General features: G+C 70.9%; 12 protein-coding genes. 10 read left to right on the top strand and 2 right to left on the bottom strand.

The genetic code is table 11. The features are described 5' to 3' along the window. Positions 1-7: 7 nt before the first annotated feature. Entirely contained in the window at positions 8-1,351 is a 1,344-nt protein-coding gene (locus tag ACZ7L5_RS11480) for an amidase (protein WP_471516399.1), read from the bottom strand. Between the two features lie 249 nt (positions 1,352-1,600). Here ACZ7L5_RS11480 and ACZ7L5_RS11475 point away from each other — a divergent pair, with 249 nt between their 5' ends. Genes ACZ7L5_RS11475 through ACZ7L5_RS11460 form a run of 4 tightly spaced genes read left to right on the top strand, consistent with a single transcriptional unit; the run spans position 1,601 to position 6,718 of the window. Beyond that, positions 1,601-3,433, top strand: coding sequence for a family 20 glycosylhydrolase (locus ACZ7L5_RS11475; RefSeq protein WP_471516397.1), 1,833 nt, complete (start codon positions 1,601-1,603; stop codon positions 3,431-3,433). A gap of 29 nt (positions 3,434-3,462) precedes the next feature. Next, a complete protein-coding gene (locus tag ACZ7L5_RS11470) occupies positions 3,463-5,013 on the top strand; it encodes an alpha-L-fucosidase (protein WP_471516395.1) in 1,551 nt (516 codons plus the stop codon). A gap of 44 nt (positions 5,014-5,057) precedes the next feature. Further along, positions 5,058-6,161, top strand: coding sequence for a serine hydrolase domain-containing protein (locus ACZ7L5_RS11465; RefSeq protein ID WP_471516393.1), 1,104 nt, complete (start codon positions 5,058-5,060; stop codon positions 6,159-6,161). After that, a complete protein-coding gene (locus ACZ7L5_RS11460; protein WP_471516391.1) occupies positions 6,161-6,718 on the top strand; it encodes a hypothetical protein in 558 nt (185 codons plus the stop codon). The genes ACZ7L5_RS11465 and ACZ7L5_RS11460 overlap by 1 nt, the downstream gene beginning before the upstream one ends. Before the next feature lie 228 nt (positions 6,719-6,946). On the opposite strand, the gene ACZ7L5_RS11455 is transcribed toward ACZ7L5_RS11460, so the two are convergent. Beyond that, positions 6,947-7,993 (bottom strand): LacI family DNA-binding transcriptional regulator, encoded by a 1,047-nt coding sequence (locus ACZ7L5_RS11455; protein ID WP_471516388.1) that lies wholly within the window; start codon positions 7,991-7,993, stop codon positions 6,947-6,949. A 221-nt stretch (positions 7,994-8,214) separates the two neighbouring features. On the opposite strand from ACZ7L5_RS11455, the gene ACZ7L5_RS11450 reads away from it, so the two are divergent. From ACZ7L5_RS11450 to ACZ7L5_RS11425, 6 genes are all read left to right on the top strand, one after another. Beyond that, positions 8,215-9,516, top strand: coding sequence for an ABC transporter substrate-binding protein (locus tag ACZ7L5_RS11450; RefSeq protein ID WP_471516386.1), 1,302 nt, complete (start codon positions 8,215-8,217; stop codon positions 9,514-9,516). 6 nt (positions 9,517-9,522) lie between these two features. Further along, positions 9,523-10,425 carry a carbohydrate ABC transporter permease gene (locus ACZ7L5_RS11445; RefSeq protein ID WP_365052955.1) on the top strand — a complete coding sequence of 301 codons (903 nt, stop codon included), beginning with the start codon at positions 9,523-9,525 and terminating at the stop codon, positions 10,423-10,425. Beyond that, the gene (locus ACZ7L5_RS11440; protein ID WP_471516383.1) at positions 10,422-11,348 is read left to right on the top strand and encodes a carbohydrate ABC transporter permease; all 927 of its coding nucleotides are present in this window, start codon (positions 10,422-10,424) and stop codon (positions 11,346-11,348) included. Before ACZ7L5_RS11445 ends, ACZ7L5_RS11440 begins: the two co-directional genes overlap by 4 nt. 63 nt (positions 11,349-11,411) lie before the next feature. Continuing rightward, positions 11,412-12,668: a glycoside hydrolase 5 family protein gene (locus tag ACZ7L5_RS11435; protein ID WP_471516381.1), complete on the top strand. Its 1,257-nt coding sequence runs from the start codon at positions 11,412-11,414 to the stop codon at positions 12,666-12,668. Further along, positions 12,665-14,668, top strand: a complete 2,004-nt coding sequence (locus ACZ7L5_RS11430) for an endo-beta-N-acetylglucosaminidase (protein ID WP_471516379.1) — start codon at positions 12,665-12,667, stop codon at positions 14,666-14,668. The genes ACZ7L5_RS11435 and ACZ7L5_RS11430 overlap by 4 nt, the downstream gene beginning before the upstream one ends. A gap of 26 nt (positions 14,669-14,694) precedes the next feature. Further along, on the top strand, positions 14,695-17,712 hold the full coding sequence (locus tag ACZ7L5_RS11425) for an alpha-mannosidase (protein WP_471516377.1): 3,018 nt from the start codon (positions 14,695-14,697) through the stop codon (positions 17,710-17,712). The last annotated feature ends 70 nt before the right edge of the window (positions 17,713-17,782 follow it).

The raw sequence follows: 17,782 nt of genomic DNA, 5'->3' as shown, positions 1-17,782 counted from the left end.
ACACGACCTAATCGAGCGGCGCCGTCCGCTGCCACGGACGCAGCTCCTGGATCCGCTCCGCCAGCGCCAGCAGCTCCGCCTCCGCCCCGGGACGCCCCACCAGCTGTATGGCGCAGGGGGCGCCGGAGGGCAGTGTGCCGAACGGAATCGACATGGCGGGCCAGCCGGTGAGGTTCCACGGCGGGGTCAGCGGCGAGTAGTTGGTGTTGGCCATGATGTTGCGCAGCCAGCCCCGCTCGTGCCAGGGCTCGGACTTGGGGGAGCGGCGGGCCAGGGCCGGGGTGAGCAGGACGTCGTACTCGGCGAAGAACGGCTCAAGCCGCCGGCGCAGCTGCTGTCGGCTCTCGCCGACCCGCACCCGGTTGACGAAGCGCTTGCCGACAGCGGCGTGGACCCGGGTCCGGCGGGTGAGCTGCCGCGGGTCGAGGCCCTGCGCGTCCACCGCCGTGCCCGCCGTCCAGTGGGTCAGGGAAGTGACCCCCAGCGACATGGGATACGGCGGGTCGGCGCGCCGTACCTGGTGACCCGCCTTGATCAGCAGCCCGGCGGCGTCGCGTGCGGCGGTCGCGTACGGCTTGCTGATGGTGACCCCGGCGAGCGGGCTGCGCAGGGACACGGCGATCCTGTGCGTGCCGGGCGCCCCAGAGCCCACGATCTCGGTGTCCGCCAGGACCGACAGCATCAGGCGCGCGTCCTCGACCGTCGTGGCCAGCGGGCCGTTCTCCGACATGCCGAACCAGTCGCCGTCACTGACGCCGGCCGGGACCACTCCGGTGCCGGGCTTGATGGTGACCAGGCCGCAGTTGGCCGCCGGTATGCGCAGGGAGCCCATGCCGTCGTTGCCGAGGGCGATCGGCACCATGCCCGCGGCGACCGCGGCAGCGCTGCCGCCGGACGACCCGCCTGCCGTGCGCGAGGTGTCCCACGGGTTGCGGGCGGTGCCGTGCACGCCCTCCGTGGTGCCGAAGACACACAGCTCCGGCACGTTCGTCAGCCCCACGACCACCGCGCCGGCGGCCCGCAGCCGGGCCACGGTGACGTGGTCGTCGCCGGCCGGGGTGTCCGGAGTGGCCGCGGAGCCGATGCGCTTGGACTCGCCGCGCACCGCGAGGTTGTCCTTGACGGCCACCGGCACGCCCGCCAGGGGCAGTTCGGCGAGATCGGCGCGCGAGCCCACCTCGTCGGCCTCGGCGAGCGCCGCCTCGACCCGGACCGCCCGGAAGGCGCCGACGCGGCCGTCCAGCCGCTCGATACGGGCCAGGTGCTCGGCCACCACCTCACGGGGTGTGGCCTGCTTCTCGCGTACGGCGGCGGCGATCTCGGCGGCGGTCCGGCCGACCCAGTTGGTCACGGGCGCTCCTCGGGGCTTACTCGCGAGTATGTAGGAGCACTCTGCCCGGCGGCGGGCCCGGCGTCGAGGGGTCGCCGGGCTTGGATATTCGGGACGCTCTTCTTGGACTTTTCACAGCGACTCTCCTCAGTACCACCCCGCTGACCTGCGCGTCATCCGATCAATCAGCCAACTCGGCACCACTCGCATCCCATTGACAGCCCCTGGGGCCCGTCCAATCATCAGACATCCGATGAATGGGGGTGCCTCATGAGGAGACGCTGGCGATCGTCCGGTGTCCTCGCGGCGCTGATGCTGTTGCTCGCGGCGCCGGTGCCGGCGCTCGCGGAGGGCGACCAGGAGACGCCGGTCACGGTGCCGGCCCTGGCCGACTGGACGCCGTCATCCGGTGGTTACACGTACGGGCGCTCCGCCCGTCTGGTGGCCGACAGCGAGGGCGAACGGCGGGTCGCGGGCACCCTGGCCGACGACCTGAACGACGCCGGACACGGCAGGGTTCCCGTGGTGCGCGGCGGCGCCCGGCCCGGTGACATCGTTATCGACGTCCAGCCCTCCCGGGCCTCCCTCGGCGCGGAGGGCTACCAACTCCGCGCGGACAAGCGGCTCTCGGTCACCGCGGCGACCGAGACCGGCGCCTTCTACGGCACCCGCACCCTCCTCCAGCTCCTCGCCCGGGGCGACCGGATCCCGGCCGGCCACACGGTCGACATTCCGCGCTACAAGGAGCGGGGCGTGGGCGTCTGCGCCTGCTACATCAACATCTCCATGCCATGGCTGGAGAACCTGGTCCGCGAGATGGCGTACCACAAGCTCAACCAGCTGCTCCTCGAAGTGAAAGTGAAGAGCGAAGCCCACCCCGAGGCCAACACCTGGGGCTACTACACCAAGGACGAGATCCGCCGCCTGGTCGCCCTCGGCAAGCGGTACCACGTCGAGATCATCCCCGAGATCAACTCCCCGGGGCACATGGACCCGTGGATCGAGAACCGCCCGGATCTCCAGCTCACCGACTCCGACGGCAACAAGCAGCCCTCGCGCCTCGACATCACCCGGCCGGAGTCCTTCGCCTACTACACGAGCCTGATCGACGAGTACGCCGAGGTCTTCCCCGCCACTTCCTGGCACATGGGAGCCGACGAGTACATGCTCGGCTCCGACTTCGCCAAGTACCCGCAGATCCTGAAGTACGCGCAGGACAGGTACGGCCCGGACGCCACGCCGCAGGACGCCTTCATCGACTTCGTGAACCGCGTGCATGCCTACGCGGGGGACAAGGGCAAGAAGCTGCGCATCTGGAACGACGGGCTCACCGGTGCCAACACCGTCCCGGTGACCGCCGGAACGACGGTCGAGCACTGGCTGAACGTGGCGGTGAAGCCAAGTCAACTCCTCGACCGGGGCTATCCGTTGATGAACGCGGCCTACGCCCTCTACCTGGTCCGCGGCGGCTTCCACAGCGACACCGAGGCGCTGTACGACCAGAGCTGGGACCCGCGCAGCTTCGAGGGGGAGAAGCTGGCCTCCCGTGACGGGATCACCGGCGCGAAGATCAGCCTGTGGCCCGACAACGGACGCGGCGAGACCGAGAACGAGGTCGCCGCCGCCCTGTGGCCCGCGCTTCGGCACATCGCCCAGGCAACGTGGGGCGACCCCGATCCCGACGCCACCTACGCCGAGTTCACGGCACGCGGCACGGCCGTCGGGCACGCGCCGGGGTGGCGGGACCTGACGCGGGTGCCGGTCGCGGACGGGTCGTACACCTTCCGGACACCCGGCCGGTCGTTCGACGCCGAAGTGAAGCGCACCGCCGACGGCTACATGACCGTGCGGACCGCGCAGGGCTGCCTCGAGGTGCGCGGCGGGAAGCTCACGCTGAACGTGCCGCTGCAGCCCGGAGTGGAGGCGGCGCCTCAAGCGTGCGATGCGCAAAGCACCCTGCAGCGCTGGCAGTTGGAAGCCGTGGCAGGTGGCTACCGGCTCGTCAACGCCATCACGCGGATGGCGCTGAGCGTGACGGAGGACGCCCGGCTCGTGCAGTACCCGCCGGACCGGCGCACGCCCGCCGTCTGGCACCTGACCTGAGGATCTGACCCTGACCCGAGGAGCCGTCCATGGCCGTTTCCCGACGTGTCTTCGTCGCGACAGCCGCTGTCCTCGCCGCGACCGGCACGACAAGACCCGCCCTCGCGGCACCCGCGGCCGCTTCGAGCGACGCCCGCTACCGCATCCCCGTCAGCCCCGACGACACCGAGGCCGACCTGGTCCGCAAGGCCTCCCAAGTCCGCCCCACCGCACGGCAGATCGCCTGGCAGCGGCTGGAGCGCACCGCGTTCCTGCACTTCGGCGTGAACACCTTCACCGGTCTGGAGTGGGGCACCGGCGACGAGGACCCGGACGTCTTCCAGCCGACCGGCCTCGACACCGACCAGTGGGCCCGCGCCCTGCGTGACGGCGGCTTCCGGCTCGCCATCCTCACCGTCAAGCACCATGACGGCTTCGTGCTCCACCCGTCCCGCTACACCGACCACTCGGTGGCATCGAGCAGCTGGCGCGAAGGCCGGGGCGACGTGCTGCGTTCCTTCGCCGACTCCATGCGCCGGTACGGCATCAAGGTCGGCGTCTACATCTCACCGGCCGACGAGAACCAGTACCTCCACGGCGTGTACGCCAACGGCAGCGCCCGCACCGACCACACCATCCCGACCCCCGTCGAGGCCGACGACCGCACGCCGGCGGCGTCACGCACGTACACCCTCCCGGCCACCGACTACGGCGCCCACATGCTCAACCAGCTCTATGAGGTGCTCACGGAATACGGCCCGATCGACGAGGTCTGGTTCGACGGCGCGCAGGGCCGCATCCCGCCGGACAAGGTGGAGAAGTACGACTGGGACAGCTGGTACACCCTCGTCCGCTCGCTCGCGCCCGACGCCGCGATCGCCGTGTCCGGCCCGGACGTGCGGTGGGTCGGAAACGAGGGCGGGCTGGCCCGGGAGGACGAGTGGAGCGTCGTACCGGTACAGGAGAAGGACTACGGCCGGACGGACTACGCCCTCGCGTACGACGCCCCCGACATGGGCAGCCGTGCGGCACTGGTGCAGGCCCGGCCCGTCGCCGACCACCTCCAGTGGTGGCCGGCCGAGTGCGACGTCTCCATCCGGGACGGCTGGTTCTTCCACGCCGACCAACAGCCGAAGAGCGTCGAGCAGTTGACGGACATCTACTTCCGGTCCGTGGGCCGCAACTCGGTGCTCCTGCTCAACATCCCGCCGGACACGGACGGCCTGCTGCCCGCCGCTGACGTGGCACGGCTGCGGGAGTTCCGCGAGCGGGTGGACCGCGAGCTGCCGGAGGACCTGGCGCGCCACGGCCGTACGACCGCGTCGCCGGGCCGGGTCACCGTCGACCTCGGCCGCGAGCGGGAGGCGGACCGGATCCGGCTGGCGGAGGACATCCGGTACGGGCAGCAGGTGGAGAGCTTCGTCGTCGAGGTGCAGCGGGAGGGTGCCTGGACGGAGGTGACCCGGGCCGGCGCGATCGGCGCGAGCCGGATCCTGCTGCTGGCGGCTCCGGTGCGGGCCCGGCGGTGGCGGGTACGGGTGACCGGCTCGCGGGCCGCGGTGCGCATCGCGGAGTTCGGGCTGTACCGGTCACGGGTCTGAAATTCGGTTGACCGAGGCGGGGCCGTGCGGGCTGGATGGGGTGCATGGCCGACATTCAGGGCACGTACGACGACCTGTTCACCGCGGTGCCGAACGCGCTGGCCGCGATGCTGGACGCGGGGGACGCGGGCGGCTCCGTCGCGGTCTTCGTGGACGGCGAACCGGTCGTGGACGTCTGGGGCGGGTTCGCGGACGCCGACCGCACCGTCCCGTGGGAGCGCGACACGATCGTCAACGTCTGGTCGGTGACCAAGACGATGACGGCCCTGTGCGCCCTCGTCCTGGCCGACCGCGGCGAGCTCGACCCGGACGCACCGGTCTCCCGCTACTGGCCAAAGTTCGCGGCGGCGGGCAAGGAGAAGGTGCTCGTACGGCACCTGCTCTCGCACACCGCCGGTCTGCCCGACTGGGACGGGCCGGTCGAGGAGCTGTACGACTGGCCCGCCGCCACAGCACGGCTCGCCACGCGGGCCCCTCGGTGGGAGCCGGGCAGCGCGGCCGGCTACCACTCGCTCACGCAGGGATTCCTGGTGGGCGAGGTCGTACGGCGGATCACCGGCCGCAGCGTGGGCGAGTTCCTCGCCGAGGAGGTGACCGGGCCGCTGGGCGCGGACTTCCACATCGGGCTGGCCGCCGAGCACGACCATCGGGTCGCGCCCGCGATTCCGCCCACCGGACAGGCCGAGGACTACGCGGCGAGCGCCGCCGCGGGCCCCTCGGGTTCCGAGGCGGGCACCGGCGTCCGCGTCCGCGACGGCAACAGCCTGGCCTGGCGCCGCGCCCAGATCCCCGCGGCGAGCGGCTTCGGCAACGCACGTTCCGTGGCCCTCGTACAGTCCCTGCCGGCCTGTGGGGGAGAGGTGAACGGGGTCCGGCTGCTGTCCCGGGCCGGTTGCGAGCGCGCTTGGGAGGAGCAGTTCGCCGGCGACGACCGCGTCCTCGGCATGCCCATGCGGTGGGGCCTCGGGTACGGCCTGTTCGGCACCACGTACGGCTGGGGCGGCTGGGGCGGCTCCCTCGTGATGATCGAGCCCGACAGCCGGCTGGCGGTGGCGTACGTGACGCAGCAGATGCGCGAGCCTGCCAAGGACACCCGGGGGCTGGAGATCGTGGCGGCCGCGTATGAGGGGCTCCAGGGGCTGCGCTGATGACGTCCGGCGAGCTCGGCGAGCAGGACTACCTCCGGGAGATAGAGCGCCTCGCCGGCCGTGTCCGTGCGGCGGCGTCCGACGAAGGCTGGCTCTCGTACCTGGAGGATCCGCAGGATTCGACACCTCTGCAACGCAGCGTGAACGCCCTCGCGCGGGCTCTGCGGCACTACCACTTCAACGGTGACGGCTGTCTGGAGGAGGACCGGCCGCTTGTCCGGCTCGTCGGTGCCACTGTGCTGAAACCCGGGATCATGCCGGCCGGGGTGGAGGAGACGTACGAGGAGGTGTGCGCGCGGATAGGCGTGGAGCCCAGGCCGGAGGGCTGGGCCCTGTGGAACACCTGGAGCGACGGAGACCTGAAGGTGACCATGGTGGTGGCCGCCGTCGAGACGACCGAGGGGCTGCTCGCGAACTGGGCACGTGGCAGACCCGTCGATCCCGTGACACCGCTGCCGTCCCAGGTCGCCCTCATCCGGCACGGATGGATCGGACCGATGACCTTCTCACCTCGCGGCGTCAGCCGGACCGGCCTCGGCGGCCTGCCGTTGACCTAGGCCGTGTCCGCAAAGTCCGGCCTGCCTCGCGACGCCTGGCACGCTCCCCCACTGTCGGCTTCGCCCGGTGCGGCGGGAGGGTCACCCCACCCGCCGCACCGGGCGTAGGCCCAAGTACGTCCAGTACGTGGGCCTACGCCCGGCACGCCGAGAGCACGCACCAGACGCCGCCGGGCCCGCCCTCCGGGCGAACGACGGGACTTCGCGGACACGACCCAGGACGTGGGGTCACGCGCCCCGCGCCACCCCCGTGCTCCCCCGCTCGATCAGCCGAGGCACCGGCACCCGCACCGCCCGCGCCGACCCCCCGTCCAGCAGAGCGGTCAACTCACGGGCCGCCGTGCGGCCGAACTCCACGCTGTCCCGGGACAGGGCCGACAGCCAGGGCTTGACCATGCGGCACAGGGCGGAGTCCTCCCAGGACACCACCGAGACGTCGGCCGGTACGGAGAAGCAGAGTTCGGCCGCGGCGGCGGCGCCGGCGACGGCCATCACGTCGTTGTCGTAGATCAGCGCGGTCGGGGGAGCCGGGTCCTCCAGGACCCTGCGGGTGACCGCCGCGCCCTCGGCGTCGGAGTAGTCGGTGGTCACCGACTTCACCTCGGTCAGGCCGCGCCGCCCGGCCTCGGCGCGCAGGGTGCGGATGCGGCGTTCGGTGTGGGCGAGGCCGGGCAGGCCGGCGATGTGCACGATCCGCCGGTGGCCGAGGGCGTACAGGCCGTCCACGACCGAAGCCATCGCGCCCGCGTCGTCCGCCCAGACCGTGGAGAGGCCGGGATGGCGGTCGTCGGGGGCGCCGCCGATCACCACGGCGGGCAGGCCGAGTTCGTCGAGGAGGCCGGGGCGGGGATCGTCGGTGCGCGAATCGACGACGAGGACGCCGTCCACGCGGTGCTCGGCCCACCAGCGGCGGTACACCGCGCACTCGTCGGCGACGTCCTCCACGACCTGGAACAGCAGCCCGAGATGCCGCTCCGCCAGCACCTCCTGGATGCCCGAGACCAGTTGGAGGAAGAACGAGTCCACCCCCAACGTGTCGGCCGGACGCGCCAGCACGAAACCGACCGTCGCCGCGCCCTCCCCGGACAGTGCCCTCGCCGCCGTACTGGGCCGCCAGCCCAGCTCCTCGGCGACCCGCCGTACCCGGTCGCGGGTCTCCTCCGACACGCCGGGCCGGCCGTTCAGCGCGAAGGAGACCGCGCTCTGCGAGACCCCCGCGTGCCGCGCTATGTCCTTCATCGTCGGCCGACGGGCCGGTGACCGCTTGCCTGACATGGCGATTCCCCATTCCGCCGACACATTCCCACGGCTCATTCCCGGAGCAGTATGCACTAATGCGGTTCAGGTCCGTGAACCTAATACGGTTCAGCTCGTTGATCCTAATGCGCATTAGTCACTAATGAAATTAGCTCCGCAAGAGCCATTGACGGGCCCGTGGAGCGGCGTGCAGGGTCTGCCTCGTCGACCAACCCGCCCGCAAAGGAGGACGGTTCACGGTGCCCGTTTCCCGTAGTACCCGCAGAGCCCTCGCCGCCGTTTTCGCCGCCTGTGTCGTCCTGCCGCTCAGTGCCTGCGGCTCGTCAGGGGGCGACAGCGGCACAGCCGACGCCTCCGGCAAGGTCGAGGGCGACATCACCTTCCAGACCTGGAACCTCCGCGCCAACTTCAAGACCTACTTCGAGGGCCTGATCGCCGACTTCGAGAAGAAGCACCCCGGCACCGACGTGAAGTGGATCGACCAGCCGGCCGAGGGCTACGCCGACAAGATCAGCGCGGACGCCGCAGGCGGCACGCTCCCGGATGTCGTCAACGTCTCGCCTGACCTGGTCGCCCCGCTCGCCAAGGCGGGCCTCGCGCTCGACCTGGACAAGGCGGCCTCCCAGTACAAGAAGGAGTATCTGGAGGGGGCCTGGGCCAGCCATCGGATACCGGGCATGACCGGCACGTACGCCTTCCCCTGGTACCTCAACACCGGCCCGCTCTTCTACAACAAGTCCCTCTTCAAGGAGGCCGGACTCGACGCCGAGCAGCCGCCGAAGACGTACGACGAGGTCTTCGACGCCGCCCTGAAGATGGCGGACAAGACCGACGGCAAGGTCGCCACCCTCGCCAACGTGCCCACCATCGAGGACTTCGGCCGCTACGGCGTCGAGCTCATGAACGAGGAAGGCGCCGCCTTCACCTTCAATGACGCGAAGGGCGTCGAACTCCTCACCAAATACAAGGAGTTGTACGACGCCAAGGCCCTCGACCCGCAGGCGCTGACCGCCACCCCCGAGTCGTCCGGCAAGAAGTTCCTGACCGGTGCCGTCGCCATGAACCCAGGCAGCGCACTGGACCTCGGCAACTTCAAGAAGCAGGCGCCGAACCTGTACGAGAACATCGGGATCACGGACCAGATCACCAGCACCGGCCACGTCAACATGTACGTGATGGGCGTGATGGTCAACGCGCGGACGAAGCGTGCGCCCGCCGCGGTCGCCTTCGCCCACTACGTCACCGACGCCGCGCACCAGATGTCGTTCGCCAAGCAGGTCGCGATCTTCCCCAGCACCGCGGGCTCCCTCGACGACCCGTACTTCACCAAGGAGGACGGCACCGACGAGACGCGTGTGCGGGTCGCCGCCGCCAAGTCGCTGAAGAACGCCGTCAATTACACGCCCGTGCTGTTCAGCGAGCAGATGAAGACCGAGCTGCGCAACGAGGTGGCCAAGGCGCTGCAGGGCAAGGAGAGCCCGAAGGAAGCTCTTGACAACGCTGTCGAGGCCTGTAACCGGCTCCTTCAGCAGCAGGGCTGAGCCGTCATGGCGAGCTCGGCTGTCCCTCGTGTCTCCCGGGTGCGACGCCAACTGCCCACCAGTCCCTGGCTGTTCGCCGCCCCCGGCCTGCTGATCATCGGCGCCTTCATCCTGTACCCGTTCGTCTCCACGCTGGTCAACGCCTTCACCGACCGCCGCACGCTGATCCCGGGCGAGTTCGTGGGCCTCGCCAACTTCCGCGAGCTGCTCGGCGACGACATGTTCTGGATCGGCCTGCGCAACAGCACGCTCTACGTCGTCGGAGTCGTCCCCGCCCTCGTCGTCCTGCCCCTGCTGCTCGCGCTGCTGGTGCAGAAGAACATCCCCGGCATCACCTTCTTCCGGTCCGCCTTCTACACCCCGGTCGTCGCCTCGATCGTCGTGGTCGGACTGATCTGGGTGTGGCTGCTCGACGAGCGGGGTCTGGTGAACTCGCTCCTCGAGACGATCGGCGTCGGCCGGGTCGGCTTTCTCAGCGACCAGTGGCTGCTCCTGCTGAGCGCCATGGCCGTGACGGTCTGGAAGGGCCTCGGCTACTACATGATCATTTACTTGGCCGCGCTCGCCAACGTGCCCCGCGAACTGCACGAGGCCGCCGCCGTGGACGGAGCGGGCGCGATCCGCCGGTTCCTCACGGTCACCGTGCCCGCCGTCCGCTCCACCATGGTTCTGGTCGGGGCGCTGTCGTCGGTCGCCGCGTTCAAGGTGTTCTCCGAGGTGTACCTGATGGCCGGCCCGAGCGGCGGCCCGGCGGGCGAGGACACCACCCTCGTCATGCTCGTCCAGCGCACCGGCACCGGCCTGACCGGCCGCGTCGGCTACGCCTCCGCCATCTCGGTCGTCGTGTTCGTCGTCACCGTCGCCCTGATGCTGCTGGTGCTGCGCGCGGACCGGAAGGACGAATCATGACCGTCCTGGAGAAGGTACGGCCCGCGGCGAAGGCGAAGGCGAAGACCAAGCCGTCGGCCGACGCTCGCGAACTCCGCGTCACCGACGAGCACGGCCGCCGCGTCCGCGTATGGGAACTCGCCCTGCGCTATCTGCTGCTGCTCGGCGTGCTCGCCCTCACCGTCGGCCCGTTCCTCTGGCAGCTGTCGACCTCGCTCAAGGGCCCCACCGAGGACATCTTCAGCTCCCCGCCGAAGTTCCTGCCCGGCGATCCCACCCTGCACAACTACGAGCGGGTCGCCGAGACCATCCCCGTCTGGGACTACGCCCTCAACTCGCTGAAGGTCGCCACCGCCAACGTCGTGACCAACTGCGTCGGCGCGGCACTCGCCGGCTACGCCCTCGCCCGGCTGCGCTACCGGGGCCGCCGCGCGGCCACGCTCGCGTTCATCCTCGCGATGCTCGTGCCCGTGGAGGGCATCATCATCGCCCAGTTCACGACCATGCGGGAACTCGGCCTCAACAACACCCTCATCGGCGTCGTACTGCCCGGCTGCATCAGCGCCCTGAACGTCCTGCTGATGCGCAACGCCTTCCTCAACCTGCCGTACGAGATCGAGGAGGCGGCCTACGTCGACGGTGCCAACGTCTGGCAGCGGTTCCTGCGCATCGCGGTGCCTTCGGTGAAGGGGACTCTTGCCGTCGTCGCGATCTTCGCCTTCATGGGGGCCTGGGACGACTTCCTGTGGCCGCTCATCGTGCTGAGCGACCCCTCCAAGTTCACGCTGACCATCGGGCTCAACTATCTGCACGGCACCTTCGCCAACGACGAACGTCTCGTCGCCGCGGGCACGATCATCGCCGTGGCGCCGCTGATCGCCCTCTTCGCCTGTCTCCAGCGGTACTTCTTCCGGGGTGTCGGGGAGGGCGCCGTCAAGGGCTGACCCGCTGAGCCGGCCATTCGTACCTCCGCCGCACCTCGTCGCACCTCCGTCACAAGGACACCCATGCCTTCAGCCGTGCGCTTCGGCGTCAACTACACCCCAAGCGTCGGGTGGTTCCACCACTGGCTCGACTTCGACCTCGACTCCGTACGCGCCGACCTCGACTCCATCGCCGCGCTGGACCTCGACCACGTCCGGGTGTTCCCGCTGTGGCCGTACTTCCAGCCGAACCGCACCCTGATCCGTGGCCGCGCCGTCGAGCAGCTGGTCCAGCTCGTCGACGCCGCCGCGGAACGCGGCCTCGACGTCAACGTGGACGGTCTGCAAGGCCACTTGAGCAGCTTCGACTTCCTGCCCGCCTGGACCAGGACGTGGCACCGCCGGAACCTCTTCACCGACCCGGACGTCCTCGACGGCCAGGCCGCCTACCTGCGCACCCTCGCCGCCGCCCTCGACGACCGCCCCAACTTTCTCGGCATGACCCTCGGCAACGAGGTCAACCAGTTCTCGGCGAGCCCGCATCCCGACCCCGACCGGGCGACCGAGGACGAGATCGACCGCTGGCTGACGCGCATGCTCGCCGCCTGCGAGGAGGGCGCCCCCGGGCGGCTGCACCTGCACGCCGAGTACGACGCCACCTGGTACCAGGACGACCAGCCGTTCACACCCGCGCAGGCCGCCCGGCACGGTGCCGTCACGGCCGTGCACTCCTGGGTCTTCAACGGCACCGCCCAGCGCCACGGCCGTGTCTCCGTCCCGACCGAGCACCACGCCGCCTACCTCGTCGAGCTGAGCAAGGCCTGGGCCGTCGATCCGCGCCGTCCCGTCTGGCTCCAGGAGGTCGGCGCGCCCGCGCCCCTCGTCCCGCCCGAGCACGCCGCCGCCTTCACCGAGGCGACCGTCGCGAACGCCCTGGACTGCCCCGACCTGTGGGGGATCACCTGGTGGTGCTCGCACGACGTGTCCCGTGAGCTGGCCGACTTCCCCGAGCTGGAATACGGGCTCGGTCTGCTGACCAACGACCGGAAACCGAAGGACACCGCCCGGGTGCTTGAGCGGGCGGCCCAGGAGGCGCCACGGCCGCCCGAGCCGCGTACGACGGCGCTGATCGTGCCCGCCGACCCGTCCACCCGCTCACTCTGCGCGCCGGGCGGCGCGGTCTTCGACGCCTATTTCCGGCTGGTCGCCGACGGCGTCCGCCCCACCACCGTCCTCGACGTGCGTGCCGCCGACCAGGAACACCTGGCGGCGCGCGGCATCACCGAGGTCGTCGCACCCGATCAGGTACTCCCCACCCCACAAGGAGGCACCCGCTCGTGAAACCCACCAGACGCACCGTCCTCGTCGCCGCCGCCACGGCCGCGATGCTCCCCTCGTCACCGGCGGTGGCGGCACCGCGGCCCAAGGCCCCCGCGCTCCAGCCGTACGCCTCCTACTGGTACCCGGACTCGCTGCCCTCCGGCACCCCGGGCACCGGTATCACCTGGCGAAGCCTGAAGTCCTGGCGTCCGGCCGACGACACGGACCTCGCGTTCAACGCGGCGACCGTGCCGCTCGCCCCGCGCTTCACGCCGACGCCGGCGAACCCGACCGCCCGCGCGGGCCAGGCCCGTATCCAGTCCCTGGTGTCCTTCGGTCCCACCGCAGGCAACCCCTCGCAGGGCGCGGCCACCGCCGACTACTACGCCCTCACCCACTGGGCGTACATCGACGAGCTGGTCTTCTGGGGCGGCTCGTCGGGGGAGGGGCTGATCCTCGCGCCGAACGCGCCGATCGTCGACGCCGCTCACCGGCACGGGGTGCCCGTCCTCGGCAACATATTCCTGCCGCCCGTCGCCTACGGCGGGCAACTGCAGTGGACCCGAGACCTGGTGCAGAAGGACGCGGCCGGGCGGTATCCGCTCGCCGAACGGCTGGTCGCGGTCGCGGACGCGTACGGGTTCGACGGGTGGTTCGTGAACGCGGAGACCAGCGGCGGGAACACCGCGCTGGGTTCGGCGATGCTGGGCTTCATGCGCGAGCTGAAGACCCTCGCCAGGGCCAAGGGCCAGCGCGTGACCTGGTACGACTCGATGACCCTGAACGGGTCCGTGAGCTGGCAGGGCGCTCTCAACTCCCAGAACGAGGCGTTCTTCCAGGCGGCCGACGACATGTTCGTCGACTTCCGGTGGACGGCGGCGAAGCTGACCTCGTCCGGACAGCGGGCCGGGCAACTGGGGCGCAGCCGCTACGAGTTGTGGGCGGGTGTCGATGTCGAGTCGAACGGCTGGAACTCGTCCGTGAACTGGGACGCGATCGTGCCCCGCGACAAGGCGCACGTCGTGTCGGTCGGCTTCTACCGGCCCGAGTGGACACGCAACCACCTGCCCGCGGACGGCCGCGGTCCGGGAGCGTTCCACGCCGCCGACGACCGGTTCTGGACCGGACGTTCGCTGGATCCGTCCAGGCCGGACGGCACGGACGGCTGGCGAGCACCTGCCGTGTCGGTCGCCGACCGGTCGACGGTCACGGCGCTGCCGTTCGCGAGCGTGTTCAACACCGGGCACGGGCTGCGGTGGTACGAGGACGGGAAGGTGACGTCGGACAAGCCGTGGAACCATCTGGGCCTCCAGGACCGGCTGCCGTCCCGGCGCTGGGTCGTGCACACCGACGGACAGCGCCCCGCCGTGACGTTCGACTTCGAGGACGCGTGGCGCGGCGGGAGCAGTGTGCTCGTCGACGGTGAACTGGGCGGGCCGGCGGTCCTGGACGCGTACGCGACCCGTCTGCCGATCACCGCCGACACGGTTGTCGAACTGACCCACCGGACCGACGCGGGCAGCGTCAAGGTCGAGCTGGCGGTGGCCACGGCCGAGCCGAGCAGTCCGGGCGCGACACCGCCGTACACGTACTTCCCCGTGGACTCGGACAGCACGTGGCGGACCTCGACCGTACGGCTCGCAGGCCTGACCGGCACCGCGCACGCGATCGGCGTCCGGCTCACCGCGACGGGCGGGGCCGTGAAGTGGCGGCTGGGCGGGATCGCGGTCCGGGAGGCCGCCGCCACGCCGGCGGCGCCGACCGGTTTCCGGATCACCGCGGCGTCCGGCGCAGACCTGCGCCTCGCCTGGAACCCCGGCCCCGGCGACGTACGCCACCACACCCTGCACCGCGTGCTCCCCGACGGCACCCGGCGCTTCCTCGGCGGCACCTGCCAGCCGGCCTTCTTCGTCGCCGGGCTGCAACCCCAACAGGGAGAGCAGACCACACGGTTGGAACTGCGTGCCGTAGGGGAGCTCTACACCTCGTCGGCTCCCGTGACCGTGACGCACACCTGGTAACCGCCCTCACCCTTGGAGCACCCCGCATGCATGACGACCGCAGCCTGGTCGAAGCCCGCCTCAAGCGCGTCCTCGACGAGCGCATCCGACCCGCCGTGTACCCCGAGTCCGTGCCGCTGGACGTCGCGGTGTGGCATGCGCCCGGCGAACCGGTGCCGGTCGCCGAGGGACTCGCGGCCGAACCCGAGCCGATAGAGGTGGGAGCGCGGTGGGGTGCTCCCTGGGGCACCAGCTGGTTCCGGGTCACCGGAACCGTGCCCGAGGCGTGGGCCGGGCGGACGGTCGAGGCACTCCTCGACCTCGGGTTCGACGAGAACATGCCCGGCTTCCAGTGCGAGGGCCTCGTCCACCGGCCCGACGGCACCCCGGTGAAGGGCCTCAACCCGCGCAACCAGTGGGTGCGCATCGGTGCCCCCGTCGAGGGCGGGGAACAGGTGCGGCTGCACATCGAGGCGGCCTCCAACCCGGTCATCCTGGACTACCACCCCTTCCTGCCCACGCAGTTGGGCGACAAGGACACCGCCGGCAGCGAACCCCAGTACACGCTCGCCCGCATGGACCTCGCCGTCCTCGACGAGAACGTCTGGCAGCTGGTCATCGACCTGGAGGTGCTCGGCGAGCTGATGGCCGAACTGCCGGTGGACTCGGCGCGCCGCTGGGACATCCTGCGGGCGGTGGACCAGGCCCTCGACTCGATCGACCTCCAGGACGTGGGCGGCACGGCGGCGCGGGCGCGGGAACGGCTGGCCGGTGTCCTGGCCACGCCCGCCGTGCCGTCCGCCCACCGCATCAGCGCCGTCGGGCACGCGCACATCGACTCCGCATGGCTGTGGCCGCTGCGCGAGACCGTGCGCAAGGTGGCCCGTACGACCTCCAACATGACCGCGCTGATCGAGGACGAGCCCGACTTCGTCTTCGCCATGTCGCAGGCCCAGCAGTGGGCGTGGGTGAAGGAGCACCGGCCCGAGGTGTGGGCGCGGGTGAAGAAGGCGGTGGCGGACGGACGGTTCGTGCCGGCCGGCGGGATGTGGGTCGAGTCGGACACCAACATGCCCGGCTCCGAGGCGATGGCCCGGCAGTTCGTGCACGGCAAGCGGTTCTTCCTCGACGAGTTCGGCGTCGAGAACGACGAGGCGTGGCTGCCGGACACGTTCGGCTTCGCCGCCGGACTGCCGCAGATCATCAGGGCCGCGGGCTCCAAGTGGCTGCTGACCCAGAAGATCTCCTGGTCGCAGACGAACAAGTTCCCGCATCACACCTTCCAGTGGGAGGGCATCGACGGCACCCGGATCTTCACCCACTTCCCGCCGGTCGACACCTACAACTGCTCCATGAAGGGCAGTGAGATCGCCCACGCGGCCCGCAACTTCAAGGACAAGGGCGTCGCCCGGCACTCCCTCGCCCCGACGGGCTGGGGCGACGGAGGCGGCGGCACCACCCGCGAGATGGTCGCGAAGGCCGCGCGGCTGCGGGACCTCGAAGGCTCGGCGACCGTGGTCTGGGAGACCCCGGCGGAGTTCTTCGAGAAGGCCGAGGCCGAGTACGCGAACCCACCGGTCTGGGTCGGCGAGCTCTACCTCGAACTCCACCGCGCCACCCTCACCAGCCAGGCAAGGACGAAGCAGGGCAACCGCCGCAGCGAACACCTTCTGCGCGAGGCTGAACTGTGGGCCGCGACTGCCGCCGTACGCACCGGATCCCCTTACCCGTACGAGGAGTTGGACCGCATCTGGAAGACGGTGCTGCTGCACCAGTTCCACGACATCCTGCCCGGCTCCTCCATCGCGTGGGTGCACCGCGAGGCACGCGCCACGTACGAGCGCCTCGCGGGCGAGCTGACCGCGATCATCGAGTCGGCCCAGCGCGCCCTGGCGGGCGAGGGCGAGACCGAGCTCGTCTTCAACTCCGCCCCGCACCCGCGCGAGGGCGTACCGGCGGGCGGCGCACGACCCCCGGCGACCGAGGGCCACACGGCGCTCGCGCTCCGTCCGGACGGCGGTTTCGTCCTCGACAACGGCCTGCTGCGCGTCGAGATCGACGCACGGGGCCTGGTCGTGTCGGCGTACGACCTCGACGCCGACCGCGAGACGATCGCGCCGGGCGCGGCCGCGGCCCTGCTCCAGCTGCACCCCGACTTCCCGAACATGTGGGACGCCTGGGACGTCGACGAGTTCTACCGCAACACCGTCACCGACCTCACCGACCTCGACGAGATCGCCCCCGCGGGGGAGGGCGTGCGCATCGTGCGGTCCTTCGGCGACTCCCGCGTCACCCAACTGCTCTCCCTCGCGCCCGGGGAGCGGCGGCTGATGGTGGACACCGAGGTGGACTGGCACGAGACGGAGAAGTTCCTGAAGCTCGCCTTCCCGCTCGACGTGCACGCCGAAAGGTACGCGTCCGAGACGCAGTTCGGGCATTACCACCGGCCCACGCACACCAACACCTCCTGGGAGGCGGCCAAGTTCGAGGCCTGCAACCACCGGTTCGTGCACCTGGAGGAGCCGGGCTGGGGCGTTGCCGTCGTCAACGACTCGACGTACGGCCACGACGTGACCCGCGCGGTCTGCACCGACGGCGACCGCGGCACGACCACCACGGTCCGGGTGTCCCTCCTGCGCGCCCCGCGCTTCCCGGACCCCGAGACCGACCAGGGCGTCCACCGCTTCCGCCACGCCCTGGTGCCGGGCGCGGACATCGGGGACGCGGTGCGCGAGGGCTGGCGGATCAACCTCCCGGAGCGTTCGGTCACCGGCGCGCGGGAGGTGGCGCCGCTGGTGACAGTGGACGAGGACGCGGTCGTCATCACGGCCGTCAAGCTGGCCGACGACGGCAGCGCAGATGTGGTGGTACGGCTCCACGAGGCCCACGGCGGCCGGGTACGGGCCACACTGACGGCGGACTTCGACGTCGCGGACGTCGTGGCGACGGACCTGCTGGAACGCCCGCTGCCTCAGACACCGTCGTACGACGGCCGTCGCGTCGCCCTGCGGCTGCGGCCCTTCGAACTGGTGACATTGCGGCTGCGGCGGACTGCGGCCCACTGACGAGTGAACGGCGGCGCGGCATCGCGTGGCGAGCGGCAACCGGCCTCAGAATCAAGGCGATTCGGCGTCC

The sequence above is a fragment of the Streptomyces sp. NPDC107528 genome, from assembly GCF_055639295.1.
The sequence above is the reverse complement of the archived record's forward strand: the minus strand, read 5'-3'. Positions and strand labels throughout refer to the sequence as shown.

Bases quoted from the DNA above. Each gene is read 5' to 3' on its own strand.
- ACZ7L5_RS11445 (WP_365052955.1), top strand. From the start codon at position 9,523: ATGGCGAGCTCGGCTGTCCCTCGTGTCTCCCGGGTGCGACGCCAACTG.
- ACZ7L5_RS11465 (WP_471516393.1), top strand. From the start codon at position 5,058: ATGGCCGACATTCAGGGCACGTACGACGACCTGTTCACCGCGGTGCCG.
- ACZ7L5_RS11435 (WP_471516381.1), top strand. From the start codon at position 11,412: ATGCCTTCAGCCGTGCGCTTCGGCGTCAACTACACCCCAAGCGTCGGG.
- ACZ7L5_RS11460 (WP_471516391.1), top strand. From the start codon at position 6,161: ATGACGTCCGGCGAGCTCGGCGAGCAGGACTACCTCCGGGAGATAGAG.
- ACZ7L5_RS11470 (WP_471516395.1), top strand. From the start codon at position 3,463: ATGGCCGTTTCCCGACGTGTCTTCGTCGCGACAGCCGCTGTCCTCGCC.
- ACZ7L5_RS11475 (WP_471516397.1), top strand. From the start codon at position 1,601: ATGAGGAGACGCTGGCGATCGTCCGGTGTCCTCGCGGCGCTGATGCTG.
- ACZ7L5_RS11425 (WP_471516377.1), top strand. From the start codon at position 14,695: ATGCATGACGACCGCAGCCTGGTCGAAGCCCGCCTCAAGCGCGTCCTC.
- ACZ7L5_RS11440 (WP_471516383.1), top strand. From the start codon at position 10,422: ATGACCGTCCTGGAGAAGGTACGGCCCGCGGCGAAGGCGAAGGCGAAG.
- ACZ7L5_RS11455 (WP_471516388.1), bottom strand. From the start codon at position 7,993: ATGTCAGGCAAGCGGTCACCGGCCCGTCGGCCGACGATGAAGGACATA.